Source organism: Paraburkholderia sp. BR10882 (assembly GCF_040948855.1).
Classification (GTDB): domain Bacteria; phylum Pseudomonadota; class Gammaproteobacteria; order Burkholderiales; family Burkholderiaceae; genus Paraburkholderia; species Paraburkholderia nodosa_A.
Genome location: NZ_JBFPKP010000004.1, coordinates 150,811 through 168,710, shown reverse-complemented (window position 1 = coordinate 168,710; position 17,900 = coordinate 150,811). Strand labels below are relative to the sequence as shown.

Genomic DNA, 17,900 nt, shown 5'->3' with positions numbered 1-17,900 from the left:
TGCGGCGCTGCTGCTAATGGCACGCTAAGGCCGGCCGCAGCAACAAGTTTAGGAAAAGCGCGCCGGACAGGCGCGTTCTTTTGACCGCTTCCGCTCGATTCCACGAGGCGACCGCTTCAGCGTTCCGCAGCCACGGCGGAGTCGGGGGCCGGCGGAAGCTGATGGCAAGCCGGTTGTAGGCATTCATCAGGCTGATGGCCATCGTAAGGTCCGCTAGCTCCTTCTCGCTGAACGTCGTCGCGGCAAGCTGGAAGTCCTCGTCGGGTACATGGGTGTCGGCCACGCGGGTGACCGACTCCGCCCACGCCAGAGCGGCGCGCTCGCGATCGCTGAACAACGCACCCGCTTCATGCCAGGCTTGCACAAGCGCCAGTTTCGCGGGCGTGACGCCCTTCTTGATCAGGTCGCGGGTATGCATGTCGAGGCAAAAGGCGCACCCGTTGATCTGGCTGACGCGCAGATAGACCAGTTCGACGAGGACGTCTTCCAGGCCCGACTGCCTGACATAGCCATATACCCCCCCAAATGCCTTCACGCCGCCCGGCGATGCCTTGGCGTAGTCCAATCTCATTTTCAAGCTCCTTACTGGTCGTTGGTTGTCAGTGCTGTGTCGTTCGAATCGACGACAAATACGGCCAGCAGTTTTGCCGGCTTGGTCTTGCTCGCATTGCGGCTGACCGGGTGGCGCGAGCCGGGCTCCTCGAAGAACGCCTCCCCGGCCTTGTAGACGCGTTCCGGCTCGTCGTTCACCTTGCTGGCGACGCTGCCTGAGACCACGTACGCATAGATGAACGCCGACTTCGCGTGGGTGTGAGGCAACGAAGCGCCCCCGGGCGGGTAAGTGACTTCCACGGCGATCACCAATTTGCCCGGAATGTCTGGAATTGCGTGCGAGAAGTTCGGCTTGACGATATCGCCAGCGCCATGGTCAGCGGCGCCGTGCGCCGCGGCAACCCCGGACATGGCCAGGCTGCCAGCGGCAACAACAGAAAGTAAGGTTCGTGAAATTTTCATGATCAGCTCCTTGGTGGCTAGAATCATGCATCGGCTATGGTCCACGAAAAAGGACCAAGAACGCGAAAACTTGATGCACCACCCACCATGACAAATATTCTGGATCTGAAGCTCGACCGTGGTTCCAAGACAGCACTTGCGGAACAGATACGCCTGGCGATTACTGGCGTCATCGAGAGTGGTGTACTGGCCCCAGGCGCCAGGCTGCCGTCGTGGGTGGATCTTGCCGCGCAGCTTGGTGTGGCGCGCGGCACCGTCAAGACCGCCTATGAGCGGCTGACTGATGCGCAGTTGATTGTCTCGTCGCGCGCGGGCGGGACCAGGGTCTCCGAGCACACACCCACCGTGAGCCCCATCGCGGAACGGGCGCGATCGATAGAGACGGATTTGCAGTCGGCGCTATACCAGCACTTCCTGCCCGGCCCTGCGGTGTTCCAGATGGGCGTGCCCGCATCGGACTGTTTTCCAAACACGTTGTTTGCACGTCTGCGCGCCCGGGCGGCACGCGATGAAGTTGAAGCGCCCGCATCCTACCCGGACCCGCGCGGCGAACATGAATTCCGCCGGGAAATCGCCGCGCATTTGGCCTTGTCACGCGGCATTGAGTGCCAGCCCTCGCAGATCTACATCACGGCAGGATTCTCGGGGGCGCTCGGTATCGCGCTACTCGTGCTTCAGGCCCAAGGCCGCAAGGCATGGGTCGAGAATCCCGGATATTTGCTGAGTCGCAAGGCCCTGGAAATTGGCCAGATCACGACGGTTCCGATTCCCGTCGACGAAGAAGGCATTGACGTCGGCTTCGGCGAAACGCATGCACCGGATGCCGCGTTGGCGCTGGTCACCGCGGGACAACAGGCGCCGTTGGGTCCGACCTTGTCGCTCGCGCGCCGGCGGCAACTACTGGAGTGGGCGGCCCGGGCGCAGGCATGGATTATCGAAGACGACTATCTGGGCGAGCTGCAGCTGAAACGCCGCGCGGCGCCAGCGCTGGCGTCGCAGGATCGAGCGGGGCGTGTCATTCACATCGGAACGTTCAGCAAGACCATCAGCCCGACGCTGCGACTGGGATTTGTGGTGGTGCCCCCCGCCCTGGTACCCCGCTTCGATGAAGCGGCAGCGTGCCTGTCTTCCGCACCAGGGCCGGCAGTACAGATGGCAATGGCCGAGTTCATGCGTGACGGGCATTACATGCGGCACTTGCGTCGCATGAAACGCATCTACGCGGGCCGCGGCCAGGCACTGGTGACCGCGCTCGAGTCCAGGGGAATTGACGCCTATCCGGCTGGTCTGGCAGTGGTGGTTCGGCTCGCCGATGGCGCCGACGACAAGCGGATCGCACGGGAGTCCTATGCCTACGGGATCGCGCCCGCGCCGCTATCGATCTGGTACTGCTCCGAGTCCACGCAGCGCTCGGGGCTGCTGCTTGGCGTTGCGCCGGCGATCGAACAACAGATTCCAGCGGCCTGCGATCGCTTGCATCAGCTGATCCGCAAGCTGAGCTGATGCGAAAGCGCCGGCAGGTCGTGGGCCAGCTGGCACGCCATTTCTTCCGGTCTTTGGTACTTTTTTAACGACCAGTGAACGGACACGATGCCGTTCACTGGCTGGCGCGTCACGTTGCGCTGAGCCATATCGTTAAGTCACCGCTGCACTGCGTCGCCACGCAGTCTTAGGAGGAATCGTGAAGATTTTCGTTGCAGGCGCCACCGGCGCCGTTGGACTGCCGCTGGTGCGCGTGCTCTGCGCGCAGGGTCATAAGGTAACGGGGATGACTCGCGCCGGCGCGGGTGACGACAGGCTTCGCGCGCTTGGCGCCCGCGTGACCCTGGCGGACGCCTTTCATGCGGAGTTCGTGAAGGATGCCATCGCGACGGCGTCGCCCGATGTGGTCATCGACCAACTCACGTGGCTTCCGGCGAATCCTGCCGACATCGTCAAGTCTATGCCCAACGATACGCGCCTGCATCGCGAAGGCGGCGCCAATCTACTGTCCGCTGCCAAGGCGCTGGGCGTCAAACGCTATGTCTTGCAATCACGTGGCTTCTACCTCGAAGCCCCGCAGGGCTCGCTGGCCGACGAGACAGCCGCGCTCCGCTACGACGCGCCCGGCGAGATTGGTGATAGTGCGCGGGTCATTGGTGCCGACGAAAATCGCGTCACGGGCTCGATCGCGCTGGAAGGCGTGGTCCTGCGCTACGGCTTCTTCTACGGTCCCGGTACCTGGTACAGGCCTGGGAGCCGAAAGACCCAGCATCGATACGCGACAACATCGCCAACTACGCAACGCCGCGAAAGGCCCCGAGAGTGACGCGCCGCGCGCCGCAAGCCGGCTCTCGAGCCCGGACACATACCGCGTATGGACAATTGCCCCGGCCACGGCCGTACCGAGTATGCCGCCCACCATCCGCGCCGACTGGATCATCGCGGTAGCGATGCCGAGTTGCTGCTTGCCCGCGACCTGCTGGGCGAACACGGTCAGGTTTGGCATGACGAAGCCGATGCCGACGCCGCCGATGAGCATGGCGGCAGGCAATGCCAATCCGCCGTCGCGCACCGGAACGCACGCTATCCCCGCGCACGAAGCGGCCAGCAAGGCAAATCCGGCGTAGAGCAGCAGATTCGGGTTGGCGATCCGGGTGACGATGCGCGTGTTCGCGATTGTGCCCACTGTGATGCAGACGACGAGCGGCGTCACGGCGACGCCCGCCTGTTCCGCGCCGAGCCCGAGCGCGCCTTGCAAAAGCAGAGGCACGTAAAAAAGCAACGCAAACATGGCGACGCCCATCAGAAGCGAAAGCACGAGCAGCACGACGATCACGCGATCGCGCAGCAGCGCGGAAGGCAGGATCGCTTGCGGCGCGTGACGCTCCTCACGAACCAGCAGCGCCAGTCCCGCGACAAATACGGCCGCCTGGATACAAGCGGTGAGATCGATCCCGTGCCGCCCCACGGATTCGACCAGAAGCTGAGAAGCGCCCAGGGTGAGCGCGATCCACAGGGCTCCGCGCCAGTCGGGATTGAGCTTCCCAAGGTGCACGTGGCGGATGTGCGGCAGGAAGCCGCTCGTCAGGCAAAGGCTGACGAGGCCGACGGGGATGTTCACGACGAAGGCCGAGCGCCATCCATAGTGCTGGCTGAGAAAACCGCCCAGCGACGGTCCGATTGCATTGGCGACGCCGAAAGCGCTCGAAAAGAGCACCTGCCACCTCAGCCGCACGAGAGGGTCGGGAAAGAGATCGGGAATCGACGCGAAGCAGGTCCCGACCAGCATGCCGCCACCAACCCCCTGCAACGCGCGGTATGCGATCAGCGTCGCCATGCTGCCGGCCGCGCCGCATAGCGCCGACGCAGCCGTGAAGAGGACGATGGCCGCAATGATCAGGGTCTTGCGCCCGAACCAGTCCCCCAGCCTGCCGAAAATCTGCACGGTGATTACCGATGTAAGCAGATAGGCCGTCGCCACCCACGCATAGAGATCAAAGCCCTTCAGATCAGCGACGATGGTGGGCAACGCCGTCCCTACGACGGTCTGATCGATGGCGACCATCATGACGACGCTGGACAGGCCGAGCATCGCGCATAGCGACTGCGCGAACGTCCGCGCCTGGGCATGCCCGCCGGCATTCAGGGTCTCGACACCCGAGAGGTTCTGCAGGTTCTGACTCATGGCGTCAGCCCGCAGTGTGATTGCCCGCGCGTGCGAGGTAATTGCGCCATACGAGGCCTGCGAGGGCGATGTCCTGCAGACCGATGCCGACGGCTTTGTAGACGATGATGTCGTCTTCGTTCTGCCGGCCGGCCACGCGTGCGCTTAGGACGTCTCCCAGTTCGAGCACGTGGTCCCATTGAACAAGACCAGGCCTCGCGAGCAGCAGATCGCCAGCCTCCACGCGCGCCTGTTCGCGCAGTTCGACAACGATGCGCGCAGCACGCGCAAGCACGGTGTCATCGAGTTCGCGCGTGGTCGGCAGACTTGACCCGATCGCGGCGACGAGCGTGCCCGGTTGCACGCCCGCGCCGTCGATTAGCGGCTGCCCCGCGCGCGTGGCGGTCACGATCACGTCGGCATCGCGCACGGCGCGGGCCGCGTCGCAAGCTAATGCTTCTACGTCGCTCGATCCCTGTTCTTCGTTGAAGCTCGCCACCGCGGCGGCGGCATCGTCGAGACCGACGATACGGAACGATCTCAACCCGGTATGCGCCGCAAGCGCACTAGCATGCGCGCGCCCCTGCACTCCAGCACCAAAGATTGCAGCCGTTTGCGCGCCGCGACGCGCCAGTGAACGCACCGCCAGCACGGTGGATGCGGCCGTCCTGATGCGCGTCAGCGCATTCGCGTCGAGCGTGGCGAGCAGACTGCCGTCGTGCGTCGAGAACAACACGATCATGAAGTTGAAACGGCCGGCGATCGTCGTATAGACCTTCGCACCGGCCACGCCTTCCAGAGGTAGCACGGCGCCCAGCGTGGAGAGCTTGACGCCATCCGCTTCGGTGCGAATGCGCTGCTGTACGGAGGCCCCTCCCGAAGCGAGCTGGACGAACGCGCGCTCGAGGACGGGAATCGCAGAGGAGAAGTCGACCAGCCCGTCGATCTCGTTGTCGGTCAGATGAATCATGTCAGTCCTTGAGTGAATGGCTCGATCATACGAGATGTCGTGCAGTATGTATACAACATACAGATAAATAGACCACAAGGCGTGGAATTTCCTCATTTGACAGCGCATTTTTGAACATATCGTATACCAAATGCGAATCCATCCAGCTTCGCTATCCCCATTTCAGGAGACTCAAGGCATGGCGGTAACAAAACGATCAGTCATCGCCGCTGGTGCGGCGCTCGCCGTAGCCGGCACCGCTCACGCGCAGTCGAGCGTGACGTTGTACGGCATCATCGATGCAGGGTTGGCTTATACGACCAATCAGAAAGGCGGACAGACCTGGCAGGAGATGAGCGGCATCACGCAGGGAAGCCGTTGGGGGCTGCGCGGGAACGAGGATCTCGGCGCTGGCCTCCACGCCGTCTTCGTCCTCGAGAACGGCTTCTCGCTTGCCAATGGCACGCTCGGTCAGGGTGGCCTCATGTTCGGCCGTCAGGCGTATGTCGGCCTTTCCAGCGACCATCTGGGCGCCCTCACCCTCGGTCGCCAATACGAAGAGATGGTCGAGCAGATCTCGCCTGTCACGACGGACCAGTGGGGCGTACTCTTCGAACACCCCGGCGACAACGACAATACCAATCGCGGTTTTCGCGTGAACAACACGATCAAATACGTGAGTCCGACGTTTTCGGGCACCCAGTTCACTGCACTGTACGCACCGGGTGGTCAGCCCGGCTCGATCGCCACTAACAGCGTCTATAGCGTCGGCGCCCACTATTCAGCAGGCGGGCTGTACGCCGGGGCGGCATTCACGCATGTGGACCATCCGGGTGCGCTCGCCGCGGGCACGTTCTGGACCACCGCGAACAGCGTGAACGGCAGCTATGCCATTGCGGCACACGCGTACCAGGTGTTCGGCGTGGGCGCGAGCTATCAATTCGGTTCGGCCAAGGTGGGCGGCGCGTTCACGCAGTCGACCTTCAAGGGCGGCTTCGGCGGCCAGGACGTGCGCTTCCAGAACTACGAGGTCAATGCCTCGTACCGGTTCACGCCCGCCGCACTGCTCGGCGTCGCGTTCGTCTATACCGATGGACGCGTCGACGCAAGCGACAGTCGTCCACGCTACGAGCAGGCCGATCTCTTCTTCGACTACAGCCTCTCGAAGCGCACCGATGTCTATCTGATGGGCACGGGGCAGCACGCGATCGGCTCGGCGAAGTTCGCCCAGGTTAGCCAGTTCCTCTCAGCTTCGACGACGAGCGAGCAGGCGGCCATCGCTGTCGGTATGCGTCACCGGTTCTGACGCCTTCCCAGGTTCACGGCGACGCACGCGGCGCGGCGCCGGTTCGTTTCCCCGTATTCCCACGTGCATCAGAATAAAAACAGCGCCCTCGCACTTTCCGGTGCGGGGCGCCGCGAGATTAAGCATTCAGTCTGCGAGCGTGCGCGTCAACGCGTGGGGCTCACCACACGATGATCGCGATGAAGGTGGACACCACCAGACCGGCGACCACCGGCAGCAGAAGATACCGCACTGCCTGAAGCACCGGCACGCGCGCAAAGCTCGCGACGGCGGCAAGCGCGGACCACGCAGTCAGCGTTTTTCCGGTCCACACAGAACCCATCTGGCCAATTGCGGCGAGCGTCGACACATCGAACCCGACCGCACGTCCGAGCGCGCCCGCGAGCGCCCCGGTTAGCGGCAAGCCCGCAAAACCGGAACCGTCGATCCCCGTTACCATGCCCGCGAACAAGATGCCGTAGGACACGAAGAACTGGTTGTGGGGAATGTATTGCTCGCCCGCCTTGACCAGATCCGCGAGAAGACCCGGCGCGGCCACGCCCGGCGCGAGGCCCAAGATCGGGGCCGCCGTCCCGGCCACGCCGATGAAGAAGAAACCGGCGATCGGCAATACCGAACTCATCGCACGGAAGGAAAACAGGAACCCTTCCGTCACGTGATCCGCAACGCTCTTGCATGCCGAACGATAGTCTCGCGCGGTGGCGACGGCCACCATCAGCAACGCAGAGACGCCACCGACGAGCGCGGCCGCCGCGTTGCCGCTCGCCCCCTTGAAACCCGGCACGACGTGCGGCAGCACCATGAACGCGACGATGGCGGCGAACGCGAGCGGCACGAGAATGGCGAAGCACTTCGACCAGCGCTCCTGGGAAGGCGTCAGCAGATCCCGCGGCGCAGTGATCACCGGCGCCGCATGACCTGCACGGCCGCCTTCACCGACCGACGCGTGTTGCGGCTTGCCGCGGCGGATACGCGCGTGACGCGCCGGAGCATGCGACACAACCGAGTTCGCGGTCACCTGCGTCGCTTCCCAGCGTTCGAGGTGCGCAACGTTCGGTTTCTGGATCTGGCTGCGGATGCGCAGATAGGCAATCGTGAAGGCCACGCCACCGGTAATCAGCGAGAGCAGCAATGCCTTGTCTGCGACGGCAGGCATCGGAACAGCCGCCGCCTTCGCGCTGATACCGGGCGCGACCTTGATGACATAGTCCGACGAAAGCGCCGTACCGAGCCCGGCGATGCCGATACACAGCGCCGCGCCAAGCGGTGGCACGCCCGCGTAGATCGCCGCGGGCAGCAGAATGCCCGCGATAAGCGGAACGGCAGGTGTCGGCCAGAAGAACAGCGAGAGCACATAGCTGACGAATCCGAGCACGAAGAATCCGACATGTCCGTTCACCATGATGCTGCGAAACGGCTGGACCATTCTGACGTCCGCGTTGATCTGCTTGAGCGCGTTGAGCAGCGCGGTCATCAGCGAGATCACAAGGAAGATATTGAAGAGTTCACGCGCAGCTGTGAGAGGCGCGAAGAACACCGCTTCGAAGGCGCTCGACAGATGGCCGGAATAGACGAGCACGGTGGCAAAGGTCGCGATGACCGCCGGTAGTACGACGTTCGCTCTGAGGACGAGGGTGGCAATGATTGCGACGACACCGCAGAGGTAAGTCCAGTGAGCCGATGTGAGCACGACATGGGAGTCCATCATTTCTCCAGGAACGCTTCGTTAGAAGCGCCGGGTTTTAGAAAGGTTTGCGCTTTTTGGTATACTATGTACCAAAAAATTGACCTGCAACGAAAAAAATAATCTCGTTAACCCTGGCCCAGATGACCAATCAGGCCCATCACGCTATCGCGTATCGCCGGGAAGCATCGTGCAAAAAAAGGCCCTCCTGCCCGCTGGTCGGGCTTCCTGTTGATACATCCAGACTGTAAAGAGAGTGCGTGAAGGCAGCACCCGACTTCTTACGACGCGCGCTTCAAATCTTTTCCACTTTTCAAGACTTAGCTTTTTGTATACAGTGTACTTAACGTAACCGCCGCACCCTGCCAGCCGGTAACGTCACACTTCTCAAGGAGTCTCGAATGGCCGAACTGATGTCGCGCGACGCTTTCCGCGCCGCGCTGGAAGAAGCAATCAAAGGAAAGAGCGCTAACCAGGCTCCGTTCAGCATCGCGTGGGCGAGCGGCAAGCTCACGCGTGCGCACCTCGCACGCTGGGCAGAGAATCACTACCACTACGTCGGCCCGTTCGCCGATTACCTCGGTTACCTGTATGCGCGCATGCCGGAGCACATGACCGAGGCGAAAGACTTCATCCTCGCGAACATGTACGAGGAGGAAATCGGCGGCGACCGTCACACGGATCTGCTGATCCGCTTCGCCGAAGCCTGCGGCACGACCCGCGAACGCGTCACCAATCCCGACAACATGTCGCCGACTACGCGCGGCCTGCAAGGCTGGTGCTATGCCGTCGCGATGCGCGAGGACCCGATCGTCGCCGTGGCGGCGTTGGTGGTCGGCCTCGAGTCGCAGGTGCCGTCGATCTATCGCAAGCAAACCCCGACGCTGCGCGAGCAATACAAGTTCACTGACGAGGAGGTCGAATTTTTCGACCTGCACATCGTCTCCGACGAGATCCACGGCGAGCGCGGTTACCAGATCGTGCTCGAACACGCCAACACGCCGGAACTGCAACAGCGCTGCCTCAAGATCTGCGAAGTGGGCGCGCAGATGCGGCTGCTTTACACAACGGCGCTCTACTACGACTACGTCGAGAAAGAGATCCCGCTGCCGGAACTGGGTCTCGCGGCCTGACGAACGATACCGGCCGTACGCGCTACGCGTGCGGCTGGTTTGCGGTGCGTTCCGGCTGCCGGTATCCGGCGGATGAGTCTCTCCGCCGGGCTGCAGCGGCACGTCGCTCTTGTGTAATGCGCAGGCACGGCCATGCGCAGGTCTCTGTCACCGGATGACTCAGTGATGACAAACGATTCCACCTTTTTCAACCACATCGACGGCGAGTGGTGCGCGAGCCTCTCTGGCGCCACCTTCGAGAATCGCAATCCCGCCGATACGCGCGATCTGGTCGGCCACTTCCAGGCCTCGACGGCGGCCGACGCGGCAGCGGCCGTGAAGGCTGCTTCGGCGGCTTTCGCCGGCTGGAAGAAACTGTCGGTCGCGGCGCGCGCGCAGTATCTGCTGAAGGCCGCCGACTACCTCGAACAACACGCCGAACGATTCGGCGACGAACTCTCCCGCGAAGAGGGCAAGCCGCGCGGCCTTGCCCGCGACGAATTCGCCCGTTCGGCTCAGACGCTGCGCTTCTATGCCGTAGAGGCACAGTCGTTCGGCGGCGAAACTTTCCCTACCGACGACGCGAAGATGAGCGTCTACACGCTGCGCGAGCCGCTTGGCGTCGTAACCATCATCAGCCCGTGGAATTTTCCGGTATCGATACCGGCGCGCAAGATCGCGCCAGCGCTCGTGTGCGGCAACACTGTCGTGTTCAAGCCGTCGTCGGATGCGCCGCTTTCAGGGCTGCGCCTCGCGCAAGCGCTCGTCGAAGCGGGACTGCCGCGCGGCGTACTGAATTTCATCACCGGAAGAGCGGCCGAGGTCGGTCCCGGCATCATCGAGGCGCCGGAAATCCGCGCGATCTCGTTCACCGGTTCGACATCGGCAGGCGAACAGATTCATCGCGCCGCGGCGCTGTCGACGCGCACGCAGATGGAACTCGGCGGCAAGAACCCACTCATCGTGCTCGAAGAAGGCGACGTGCCGCTCGCGGTCGATCTGACCATCAAGGGCGGCTTCTCGCTCAGCGGCCAGGCTTGCACCGGTACGAGCCGGGTGCTCGTCACCCCGCAGGCAAAAGCGGCTTTCGTCGCGCGACTCGTCGAAAAGACGCAGACGCTGAAGATCGGCAACGGCATGACGCCGGGCGTGGACATCGGCCCGCTCGCGACCGCCGGGCAGTTCCGCTCCGTGCTGTCCTATATCGAAGCCGGCAATGCCGAAGCTACGCTCGCAACAGGCGGCAAGCAAATCACCCATGGCGATTTCGCGCACGGCTATTACGTCGAACCCACGATCTTCGTCGACGTGCCGCGCGAGGCGCGGATCGCGCGGGAGGAAATCTTCGGCCCGGTGATTGCGGTGATCGACGTCGCCGATTACGACGACGCGATCGCAGTCGCCAACGACACCGAATATGGCCTCTCCGCCGCGCTCGTCACGCGCGACGCTGCGTTGATGGAACGCTTCGCGCACGACATCGAAGCCGGCACCGTGAAGATCAACCGCACGACCACGGGCAATCTCGTCAACGCGCCGTTCGGCGGACTCAAGCGTTCGAGCACGGCAACTTTTCGCGAATCGGGACGCGACGGGCTCGAGTTCTATCTGCAAACCAAGACCGTATATCGCGGCGTTTAGAGCCGCCCCACTCCATCGAAGCCTCGCACATGAAATCATTCTTCAAACTCGAACTGGCCGAAGCGCGCCACATGATCGCCGCGGCTATCGCCCGCTCGCATGAAATCGGCGTGCTGGAATCCGTCTGCGTAACCGACGAAGGGGGCTTTCCTCTTGCGCTCGAACGCATGGACGGAGGTCGCATCACAGGCCCGCAGATCGCCTGGAACAAGGCCTTCACCGCGGCGGGCCACAAGCGCTCGACGCATCTCTTCAGCACGCCGCCGAACGGCCCGGCGCTGCCCGGCAATGAGGCTTTCGGCATTCAGTGGAGCTTCGACGGCAAGTTTGCCGCATTCGTCGGCGGCTTTCCGGTTGTCGTGGACAACCAGGTAGTGGGGGGCATCGGTCTGAGCGGCGGCAATGGTGCTCAGGATACCGAAGCAGCGCTCGCAGGCCTCACGGCGCTGCGCGAGGTGCTGCGGGAGTCCGGTCGCGAAGTGCTGGTTCAGGCCGATATCAAATTGTAACGCGAGGAAAGGTGCCGTCATGGACCATCGGGTCATGTGGATCGAGGAAGGTTGCACGTTCGAGGCCGCCAGCGATGAGAGCGTACTCGACGCCGCCGTGCGCGCGGGCGTCATGCTGCCCTCCGAATGTCGTTTCGGGGCCTGCGGAACGTGTCGCGTCAGGCTGGTGAGCGGCGCGGTGCGTTACGACGAAGCGCCGCCGGGCCTCTCGGAAGCCGAGACCGAACAAGGCTACGCGCTGGCCTGTCAGGCGCGCGCGACCTCGGACCTCGTCCTCAGCACGGACCGGCCGCTGGCAGCACCCATGCCGCCGGCGCGGCAGCGCGCGTCCGTGCATGCGATCGAGCGGCATGATGCTGGAGTCGTGGCGTTGACGCTCGCCATTCACGGCCTCGAGCGGATTGCGTTCCGGCCGGGTCAATACCTGCATGTGCATCTCGGCGAGGCGGGCGTACGCAGCTTCTCGATGGCATCGGCGGCAGGCGCGGCGACCGTGGAACTTCATATCCGCAGGATTGAAGGCGGCTTCTTCACCGACACCCTGCTTCCGACCCTCTCGCCCGGCGACACGCTCGACGTGGAGCTGCCACTCGGCGGATTCGGCTATCACGCAGAGGACTATCGCCCGATCGTGATGATCGCGACGGGCACGGGCATCGCGCCGCTGCATGCGATGCTCGGCGAGATCCTCGCCGATCCCGACCATCCGCCGGTATCGCTGTTCTGGGGAGGCCGAACGCCGTCTGACCTGTACCTGCACGAAGTATTGAGCGCGCTTGCCGCGCACCACGACGACTTCGACTACACGCCGGTGCTCTCGCGCGGTGCTCCGGACTGGACCGGCGCGCGCGGCTACGTGCAGCACGCCGTTGCCGCGCGCTTTTCCGACCTCACGGAATATGCCGTCTACGCGTGCGGCTCGCCGGACATGATCGCCGCGGCCAAACGTGAATTCGCCAGTCGCGGCGTGAGCCCGCGGTACTTCTATGCAGACGGCTTCACGTTCCAGCATGCGCCCTCGGCCGTGCAGGCGTAAGAGCGCCGGTCGTTGCTGACGCGTTATGCAGGTCATGCGAGATGACCGTTGCTTCATGCATTGCGTCGCGGCCAAACGCTGCGGCGAGGAGACAGTAATGCCAAATGTCGTGTTTCACAAAAACGGCGAGACGTATCGCGACTCCGTCAAGGAGAACACCAATCTCGTGGTGCGGGCCGGTATTCGTCAGTTTCCGTATCCGCATCTTCGCTACGAATGCGGCATGGGGAAATGTTCCCAATGCGCCTGTCAGGTACTCAGCGGCGCCGAACATCTGCCCGAGCCGAACTGGAAGGAGCGCAAGCAGCTCGGGGAGCGGCTCGCCCAGGGCTTCCGTCTCGCGTGCCAGTTGTGGATCGACCACGATATCGAGCTCGTCCAGCACGACGCTTTGACATCCTGATTTTTGCACACCTTCTCCATGTACATCATCCTGACCAACAAACCGGGCCAGTACCGTAGCGAGGCGACGGACGGTCTGCGGCCGCTCGAAGCGCTTGCGTACCACTATGAAGGGCGGCACATCGCAACCTTCACGATCGCGGAGCTTCAACGGGAAACGCGCGTGAGGATCGTCGAGGAGACGGCGCCCGCCAGCATCAACCTCGTACCGACGCGGTTCTTCGAGCATTTCGACACGCGCGAAGCGGCGCTCGGTTCGCTAACCCGCCTGGTTAGTGCGAGCCATGCCGATGCACGGCTCGTTGCACTCGCCGAACCCGTCATCGTTTCTTGAGCGTATCCACTCCATGATTCAGGTTACTTTCATCAGCAACGGCGGCAAGACGGTAGCGGCACCGCCCGACAGCAATCTGCTGCGCGTGTCCCTGCGCGAACAGGGCGGGATTCCGTTCAAATGTGGCGGCGGCCTCTGCGGCACCTGCAAGTGCAAGGTGGAGCGCGGACTCGAAAATACCGATACCGTCAAACCGAAGGAAAAGCGGCACCTCAGTCCGGAAGAGATCGCGGCCGGCTACCGGATGGCGTGTCAGACGTTCGTCAAGGGCGATGTGAGCGTGTCATGGTGAAATCCGATCCGGCTCTCGCGCCTTTCAGCACCCTCTCAGAAGATGACCGTCGCGCGATGAACGCGCTCGGTCCGCGCTGGGCCGACGATATCGTCGGCAATCGCAAGGCGGTGGTCGACACCTACACCCCGGTCGTAGCCTCGGCGCCGAAGCTCGCCGCCGTCGAACGGGACGTGCGCTACGGCGAACACAGCCGCCATACGCTGGACATCTTTCATCCTCCCGGGCCGCCGCACGGCGACATCCTGCGCGACGCCGTGGTATTCGTTCACGGCGGGGCGTTTGTCCGCGGTAGCAAGAGCGTGAACGGCGAGATTTATGACAACGTGTGCCACTGGTTCGCCAACCAGGGACTCGTGGCCTTCAACGTCGAGTACCGACTCGCCGACGCCGCCCCCTATCCAGGCGGCGCCGAGGACGTCGCCGATGCGCTTGCATTCATTCGCGGACTGGCCGCCCGGCTTCGCTTCGACTCCCGCCGCATCTTCGTCATCGGACACTCGGCGGGCGGCGCGCATGCCGCCGCCTGTCTATTCGACCCCGCTCTCGCGGTCCGCGCGAATACGCAAAGCGTGGCCGGCCTGGTGTTGATCAGCGCGCGAATCGTTGCCGACGTGAGGCCTGGCAACCCGAATGCGCAACCCGTGCGCGCGTACTTCGGCACAGACGAAACGCTGTACGCGCAACGCTCTCCGCTCACCCACGTAGCCCGCTCGGCGGTACCGCTGATGATTGCGGTCGCCGAATACGAAAATCCGTACCTCGACGAGTACGGCGCCCAACTGTTCATCGATGCCCTGCGCCATCGGGGCGTTCCGCCGCGTTTCGTGCAGATGCGCGGGCACAATCACACGTCGATCGTCGCGCACTTCAACTCAGGGGAGACCTATCTCGGCAACGAGATCCTTGCATTCATCGATGACGCCAACCGGGAAAGCTAAGCGGACGCCACACCGAGCCCTATGACGCAACTCAAACGGTATGACGTGTACTGTCTACAATTTCCGCCGTGCGTTAAAATGGGGCGTTGTCGGCGTGGCCGGCATAGAGCGTGGAGTTTCGATGAGTACCCTCCCGGATACATCCGGCCCGGCCGGCCAATCTGAGCGATCCGCCCCCATTCGGCATAAGCAGTTGTCCGAGCTGGTGCTTGCGCGCATCCGCGAGTCCATCACAGCGGGTGTCTACGCCCCGGGCGACCGCCTCGTGGAAGGCCGCATCGCCGAGGAACTGGACGTCTCGCGCGTGCCAGTGCGAGAGGCGCTGCGCGCGCTCGCCGCAGAAGGTCTGGTGGAAGTCCGCCCGCGCCATGGTGCGGTCGTCGCATCGCTGGACCCGTCGTCCGCGCGCGAAATGGTGCAGATCCGCGCGACCCTGGAAGGGTTGAACGCTCGGCTCGCAGCTGAACACTGCACGCCGGAACTCTCGGCCCGCATCGAACGGGTGCTGGAGGAAGGCAAGAAGCGCGCGAGCAACGGACAAACCGCCGGACTGCTCGACCTGAACGCCCAGTTTCACGATCTGCTCTATGCGGCCGGGGCCAATATGATCCTTGCCGACTTGATGCGTTCGCTGCGCGATCGTACGCGCCGGCTCTTCACTAAGTCGAATGACGACGAGATCCGCATGACGTGGGACGAACACGCCGCCATTCTGCGAGCGGTTCAGGCCGGCGACGCGGCGCTCGCAGCCCTGCTGGCGGAGCGTCACGTGATGCGTGCGGCGCAGCATTATTTGAGCAAGGCAGCGGGATAGGCTTCTGCATTACCCGGACGTCGACGGCGTTCCCCTGCCAGGCCTTCCTGCATTTGTTCCACCCTCATGCCTGGACTCGGGGCACGTTGTGCTGTCGAAGACTTGAAGTTCGCGCGAGCTTCCAATCGATATGCTGACCGCAAAGATGCGGATATGCGAACGTCAAAAGATAGTCCGGAAGGAGCCATCGACGTCGTTCCGTCCCGAGCGGCGGCTTAGGGGCGACTGCCGCCGACCGCATCGGGCAGAGGTCGGCGAGGATCGGTCGTTCGCCCGCCTCCCAGAAATCGTCGACAATGGTGACCTGCATTCAGACACAGAGGAGTCAAATCAGTGAAGGAAGCCGAATTTTGTGAAATGCTTGAACGTCTCTCAGCCACGCACAAGACGGGTGACGACTCACTGTTAATAACAGCGGCGGACGCCCGTGAAATGTTTGATTGGCCGGTGTCTGCGGAGAAATCGGCAGCACGGCTGCTAACTGCACGTCCTGATTTGCGGCTCGTGTCCATAGAGGACGATTACCTCGACATGCGTTGGATGGCCGCTTTCGAGAGTGCCGTTGCTCCGGTGAGAGTCAAATGGCTGCAGGCGATGCTCATCGACGGGCGCAATGGCCGGTAGGATCAATCGAAACTGAGAAATGGGTGATGAACGACGCGCAAGCCTTCAACGCCGAATTGGATCGGTCTCTGGAATGCGAGGGGAAGGTCGACCGCGATACCTACGTCCGGTTTCTCGATGCATACCACTTCGATGCGGCGACGAGCGTAAGCTGGTTGCGATCGAAGCTTCAGATTCTCCAACAGCGGCTCCGCCGCGGAGAACCGATCCATCTCTGGGATGCAGCGATGGATATTCAGATCAAATACACCAAGTTACAAGAATTTTCTGACTGGGTGAGCGCGCATTTTTCCTCTATCCAGTTGTAGAAGGGCCAACATCTGACAAGCGGGAAGGTAAGGACGCAATCGTCTGGCGCGCTGTTTTCCATGTTCGAGCCGAGGTCGAATGGCAGCTTTGGGCGGCACAGAGAGTCCGCTTCGGGTCGGACTATGCCTTTTGCATGACGCGCATGTGCCAAGTGTTCAGCGCGCGGCGCCGTCGGGATCTGCTCGGACCAGAAAGAGACAGTGGACGTTGATGCTGTAGGTAACATTCGAGCAACGGCCGTTCAACCGAATTAGCTCAAGCGCGAACACCGAGGTTGTATGCCGTGCTGTCAAGTTCGTACACGGCAATAGACCGCCATTTTGGAATCAGTCCGCGGTTGAGATTTTAAAGCTCGGGGCGCGGTCTCTGATGTGCTGCCAAAGCAAATTGGCGATTGGCCCGTGGGGCAAATCGCGTCGGCGCGCCGCGGTTATCTCGACGCGTCCGCCTTGCAGATGTCGCCCGCCGATTGAGAGAAGACGTCCATCGCGTAGATCGCTCTCAATCAGAAAATCGTGCAGATGACCCCAGGCCGCGCCCTGCAAAATGATTTCCTTCTTCATCAACTGATCGCCGACCGACCACGTTTGGGCGCCCTCAATGATGTAGTAATTCGGCCGCACGATATGGCGTGCCGTGTCGCGAATGACGCACTGAACGTATCCGCGCATTTGCTCCGGCGTGATCTCCTCCGAAATGGGCATGCGAAGAAAACCCGGCGCGACGACAGGGATGAGTCTGACGGGACACAGATCGATGTACTCGAGCCGCGGATCCGCCTTGTCGATGTGATGAATGATCAGATCGGCTTCGCCGTCAAACAAGCGTTCCCACGGACCTGCAATGGCCTCCATATGCAAATGCAGTTGCGTCGCAGGATGACCGTCGAAGAAAGAACGAAGCAGTGCGAGTACCTCACGCACGGGTGAGAGATCGCCGATCACGACGCGAAGTTCGCGCTCCTCGCCCATGGCCAGTTGCTCGGCATGGTTCTTCAGTCCGCGAAGCTCTTGAAGGAATACGCGCACGTGGTCATGAAACGAGCGACCCGCGTCGGTCAGTGCCACGCGATAGCCGCTCCGATCGAGCAAGGTCAAGCCAAGCTGTCCTTCGAGGTTCTTCACCGCGGCAAACACCGTCGGCTGCGTGCGCAAGAGCTTTTCGGCCGCGGGCTGGAAACCGCCTTCCGATACCACTGCGTCGAAGCACTGCAGCTGATACAACGTCAGGCCCTCGATCATCGACGAGTCCTATTAACTTGATCAAAACTTCATTATTTTTAACAGA

At 62.6% G+C, this 17,900-nt stretch carries 18 protein-coding genes and 2 pseudogenes; 14 read left to right on the top strand and 6 right to left on the bottom strand.

Annotated features, from left to right (window positions below):
• Positions 1 to 148: 148 nt before the first annotated feature.
• Both AB3X99_RS13055 and AB3X99_RS13050 read right to left on the bottom strand, forming a co-directional pair.
• Positions 149 to 571, bottom strand: a pseudogene (locus AB3X99_RS13055) (carboxymuconolactone decarboxylase family protein); the annotation flags it as partial.
• Positions 572 to 582: 11 nt separating this feature from the next.
• Positions 583 to 1,014, bottom strand: a complete 432-nt coding sequence (locus AB3X99_RS13050; RefSeq protein ID WP_368617138.1) for a cupin domain-containing protein — start codon at positions 1,012 to 1,014, stop codon at positions 583 to 585.
• An 87-nt stretch (positions 1,015 to 1,101) separates the two neighbouring features.
• On the opposite strand from AB3X99_RS13050, the gene AB3X99_RS13045 reads away from it, so the two are divergent.
• Both AB3X99_RS13045 and AB3X99_RS13040 read left to right on the top strand, forming a co-directional pair.
• Positions 1,102 to 2,517, top strand: a complete 1,416-nt coding sequence (locus AB3X99_RS13045) for a PLP-dependent aminotransferase family protein (RefSeq protein WP_368617137.1) — start codon at positions 1,102 to 1,104, stop codon at positions 2,515 to 2,517.
• Positions 2,518 to 2,695: 178 nt separating this feature from the next.
• On the top strand, positions 2,696 to 3,322 hold the full coding sequence (locus AB3X99_RS13040) for an NAD-dependent epimerase/dehydratase family protein (RefSeq protein ID WP_368602204.1): 627 nt from the start codon (positions 2,696 to 2,698) through the stop codon (positions 3,320 to 3,322).
• 3 nt (positions 3,323 to 3,325) lie between these two features.
• Here AB3X99_RS13040 and AB3X99_RS13035 read toward each other — a convergent pair.
• Both AB3X99_RS13035 and AB3X99_RS13030 read right to left on the bottom strand, forming a co-directional pair.
• Positions 3,326 to 4,681 (bottom strand): annotated as a pseudogene (locus AB3X99_RS13035) (MFS transporter); the annotation flags it as partial.
• A 4-nt stretch (positions 4,682 to 4,685) separates the two neighbouring features.
• On the bottom strand, positions 4,686 to 5,630 hold the full coding sequence (locus AB3X99_RS13030) for an ornithine cyclodeaminase family protein (RefSeq protein WP_368602203.1): 945 nt from the start codon (positions 5,628 to 5,630) through the stop codon (positions 4,686 to 4,688).
• Between the two features lie 178 nt (positions 5,631 to 5,808).
• Between AB3X99_RS13030 and AB3X99_RS13025 the strand changes: the two genes are divergently transcribed.
• Positions 5,809 to 6,915, top strand: coding sequence for a porin (locus AB3X99_RS13025; RefSeq protein ID WP_035513575.1), 1,107 nt, complete (start codon positions 5,809 to 5,811; stop codon positions 6,913 to 6,915).
• A gap of 160 nt (positions 6,916 to 7,075) precedes the next feature.
• Here the strand turns inward: AB3X99_RS13025 and AB3X99_RS13020 are convergent, their stop codons facing one another.
• On the bottom strand, positions 7,076 to 8,620 hold the full coding sequence (locus AB3X99_RS13020) for a hypothetical protein (RefSeq protein WP_368602341.1): 1,545 nt from the start codon (positions 8,618 to 8,620) through the stop codon (positions 7,076 to 7,078).
• A gap of 380 nt (positions 8,621 to 9,000) precedes the next feature.
• On the opposite strand from AB3X99_RS13020, the gene AB3X99_RS13015 reads away from it, so the two are divergent.
• The 11 genes from AB3X99_RS13015 (at position 9,001) to AB3X99_RS12965 (ending at position 16,612) form a co-directional block, all read left to right on the top strand.
• Complete coding sequence (locus tag AB3X99_RS13015; protein ID WP_028205513.1) at positions 9,001 to 9,732, top strand: TenA family transcriptional regulator; 732 nt, start codon at positions 9,001 to 9,003, stop codon at positions 9,730 to 9,732.
• A gap of 165 nt (positions 9,733 to 9,897) precedes the next feature.
• A complete protein-coding gene (locus AB3X99_RS13010) occupies positions 9,898 to 11,352 on the top strand; it encodes an aldehyde dehydrogenase family protein (RefSeq protein WP_368617136.1) in 1,455 nt (484 codons plus the stop codon).
• A gap of 29 nt (positions 11,353 to 11,381) precedes the next feature.
• Positions 11,382 to 11,861 carry a heme-binding protein gene (locus tag AB3X99_RS13005; RefSeq protein ID WP_368602201.1) on the top strand — a complete coding sequence of 160 codons (480 nt, stop codon included), beginning with the start codon at positions 11,382 to 11,384 and terminating at the stop codon, positions 11,859 to 11,861.
• 19 nt (positions 11,862 to 11,880) lie between these two features.
• A complete protein-coding gene (locus AB3X99_RS13000; RefSeq protein ID WP_368602200.1) occupies positions 11,881 to 12,897 on the top strand; it encodes a 2Fe-2S iron-sulfur cluster-binding protein in 1,017 nt (338 codons plus the stop codon).
• Between the two features lie 97 nt (positions 12,898 to 12,994).
• Positions 12,995 to 13,300, top strand: coding sequence for a 2Fe-2S iron-sulfur cluster-binding protein (locus tag AB3X99_RS12995; RefSeq protein ID WP_368602199.1), 306 nt, complete (start codon positions 12,995 to 12,997; stop codon positions 13,298 to 13,300).
• An 18-nt stretch (positions 13,301 to 13,318) separates the two neighbouring features.
• Positions 13,319 to 13,633 (top strand): hypothetical protein, encoded by a 315-nt coding sequence (locus tag AB3X99_RS12990; RefSeq protein ID WP_368617135.1) that lies wholly within the window; start codon positions 13,319 to 13,321, stop codon positions 13,631 to 13,633.
• 4 nt (positions 13,634 to 13,637) lie between these two features.
• Positions 13,638 to 13,925 (top strand): 2Fe-2S iron-sulfur cluster-binding protein, encoded by a 288-nt coding sequence (locus AB3X99_RS12985; protein ID WP_368602340.1) that lies wholly within the window; start codon positions 13,638 to 13,640, stop codon positions 13,923 to 13,925.
• Positions 13,919 to 14,866 carry an alpha/beta hydrolase gene (locus AB3X99_RS12980; protein WP_368617134.1) on the top strand — a complete coding sequence of 316 codons (948 nt, stop codon included), beginning with the start codon at positions 13,919 to 13,921 and terminating at the stop codon, positions 14,864 to 14,866. The genes AB3X99_RS12985 and AB3X99_RS12980 overlap by 7 nt, the downstream gene beginning before the upstream one ends.
• 121 nt (positions 14,867 to 14,987) lie before the next feature.
• Positions 14,988 to 15,680, top strand: a complete 693-nt coding sequence (locus AB3X99_RS12975; RefSeq protein WP_368602196.1) for a GntR family transcriptional regulator — start codon at positions 14,988 to 14,990, stop codon at positions 15,678 to 15,680.
• A gap of 333 nt (positions 15,681 to 16,013) precedes the next feature.
• Positions 16,014 to 16,304: a hypothetical protein gene (locus tag AB3X99_RS12970; RefSeq protein WP_368617133.1), complete on the top strand. Its 291-nt coding sequence runs from the start codon at positions 16,014 to 16,016 to the stop codon at positions 16,302 to 16,304.
• A 26-nt stretch (positions 16,305 to 16,330) separates the two neighbouring features.
• The gene (locus AB3X99_RS12965; protein ID WP_368617132.1) at positions 16,331 to 16,612 is read left to right on the top strand and encodes a hypothetical protein; all 282 of its coding nucleotides are present in this window, start codon (positions 16,331 to 16,333) and stop codon (positions 16,610 to 16,612) included.
• 327 nt (positions 16,613 to 16,939) lie between these two features.
• Here AB3X99_RS12965 and AB3X99_RS12960 read toward each other — a convergent pair whose 3' ends face one another.
• Positions 16,940 to 17,854: a LysR family transcriptional regulator gene (locus AB3X99_RS12960; RefSeq protein WP_368617131.1), complete on the bottom strand. Its 915-nt coding sequence runs from the start codon at positions 17,852 to 17,854 to the stop codon at positions 16,940 to 16,942.
• Positions 17,855 to 17,900 lie beyond the last annotated feature (46 nt).

Bases quoted from the DNA above. Each gene is read 5' to 3' on its own strand.
- AB3X99_RS13050 (WP_368617138.1), bottom strand. From the start codon at position 1,014: ATGAAAATTTCACGAACCTTACTTTCTGTTGTTGCCGCTGGCAGCCTG.
- AB3X99_RS13045 (WP_368617137.1), top strand. From the start codon at position 1,102: ATGACAAATATTCTGGATCTGAAGCTCGACCGTGGTTCCAAGACAGCA.
- AB3X99_RS13030 (WP_368602203.1), bottom strand. From the start codon at position 5,630: ATGATTCATCTGACCGACAACGAGATCGACGGGCTGGTCGACTTCTCC.
- AB3X99_RS13025 (WP_035513575.1), top strand. From the start codon at position 5,809: ATGGCGGTAACAAAACGATCAGTCATCGCCGCTGGTGCGGCGCTCGCC.
- AB3X99_RS13020 (WP_368602341.1), bottom strand. From the start codon at position 8,620: ATGGACTCCCATGTCGTGCTCACATCGGCTCACTGGACTTACCTCTGC.
- AB3X99_RS13015 (WP_028205513.1), top strand. From the start codon at position 9,001: ATGGCCGAACTGATGTCGCGCGACGCTTTCCGCGCCGCGCTGGAAGAA.
- AB3X99_RS13010 (WP_368617136.1), top strand. From the start codon at position 9,898: ATGACAAACGATTCCACCTTTTTCAACCACATCGACGGCGAGTGGTGC.
- AB3X99_RS13005 (WP_368602201.1), top strand. From the start codon at position 11,382: ATGAAATCATTCTTCAAACTCGAACTGGCCGAAGCGCGCCACATGATC.
- AB3X99_RS13000 (WP_368602200.1), top strand. From the start codon at position 11,881: ATGGACCATCGGGTCATGTGGATCGAGGAAGGTTGCACGTTCGAGGCC.
- AB3X99_RS12995 (WP_368602199.1), top strand. From the start codon at position 12,995: ATGCCAAATGTCGTGTTTCACAAAAACGGCGAGACGTATCGCGACTCC.
- AB3X99_RS12990 (WP_368617135.1), top strand. From the start codon at position 13,319: ATGTACATCATCCTGACCAACAAACCGGGCCAGTACCGTAGCGAGGCG.
- AB3X99_RS12980 (WP_368617134.1), top strand. From the start codon at position 13,919: ATGGTGAAATCCGATCCGGCTCTCGCGCCTTTCAGCACCCTCTCAGAA.
- AB3X99_RS12975 (WP_368602196.1), top strand. From the start codon at position 14,988: ATGAGTACCCTCCCGGATACATCCGGCCCGGCCGGCCAATCTGAGCGA.
- AB3X99_RS12965 (WP_368617132.1), top strand. From the start codon at position 16,331: ATGAACGACGCGCAAGCCTTCAACGCCGAATTGGATCGGTCTCTGGAA.
- AB3X99_RS12960 (WP_368617131.1), bottom strand. From the start codon at position 17,854: ATGATCGAGGGCCTGACGTTGTATCAGCTGCAGTGCTTCGACGCAGTG.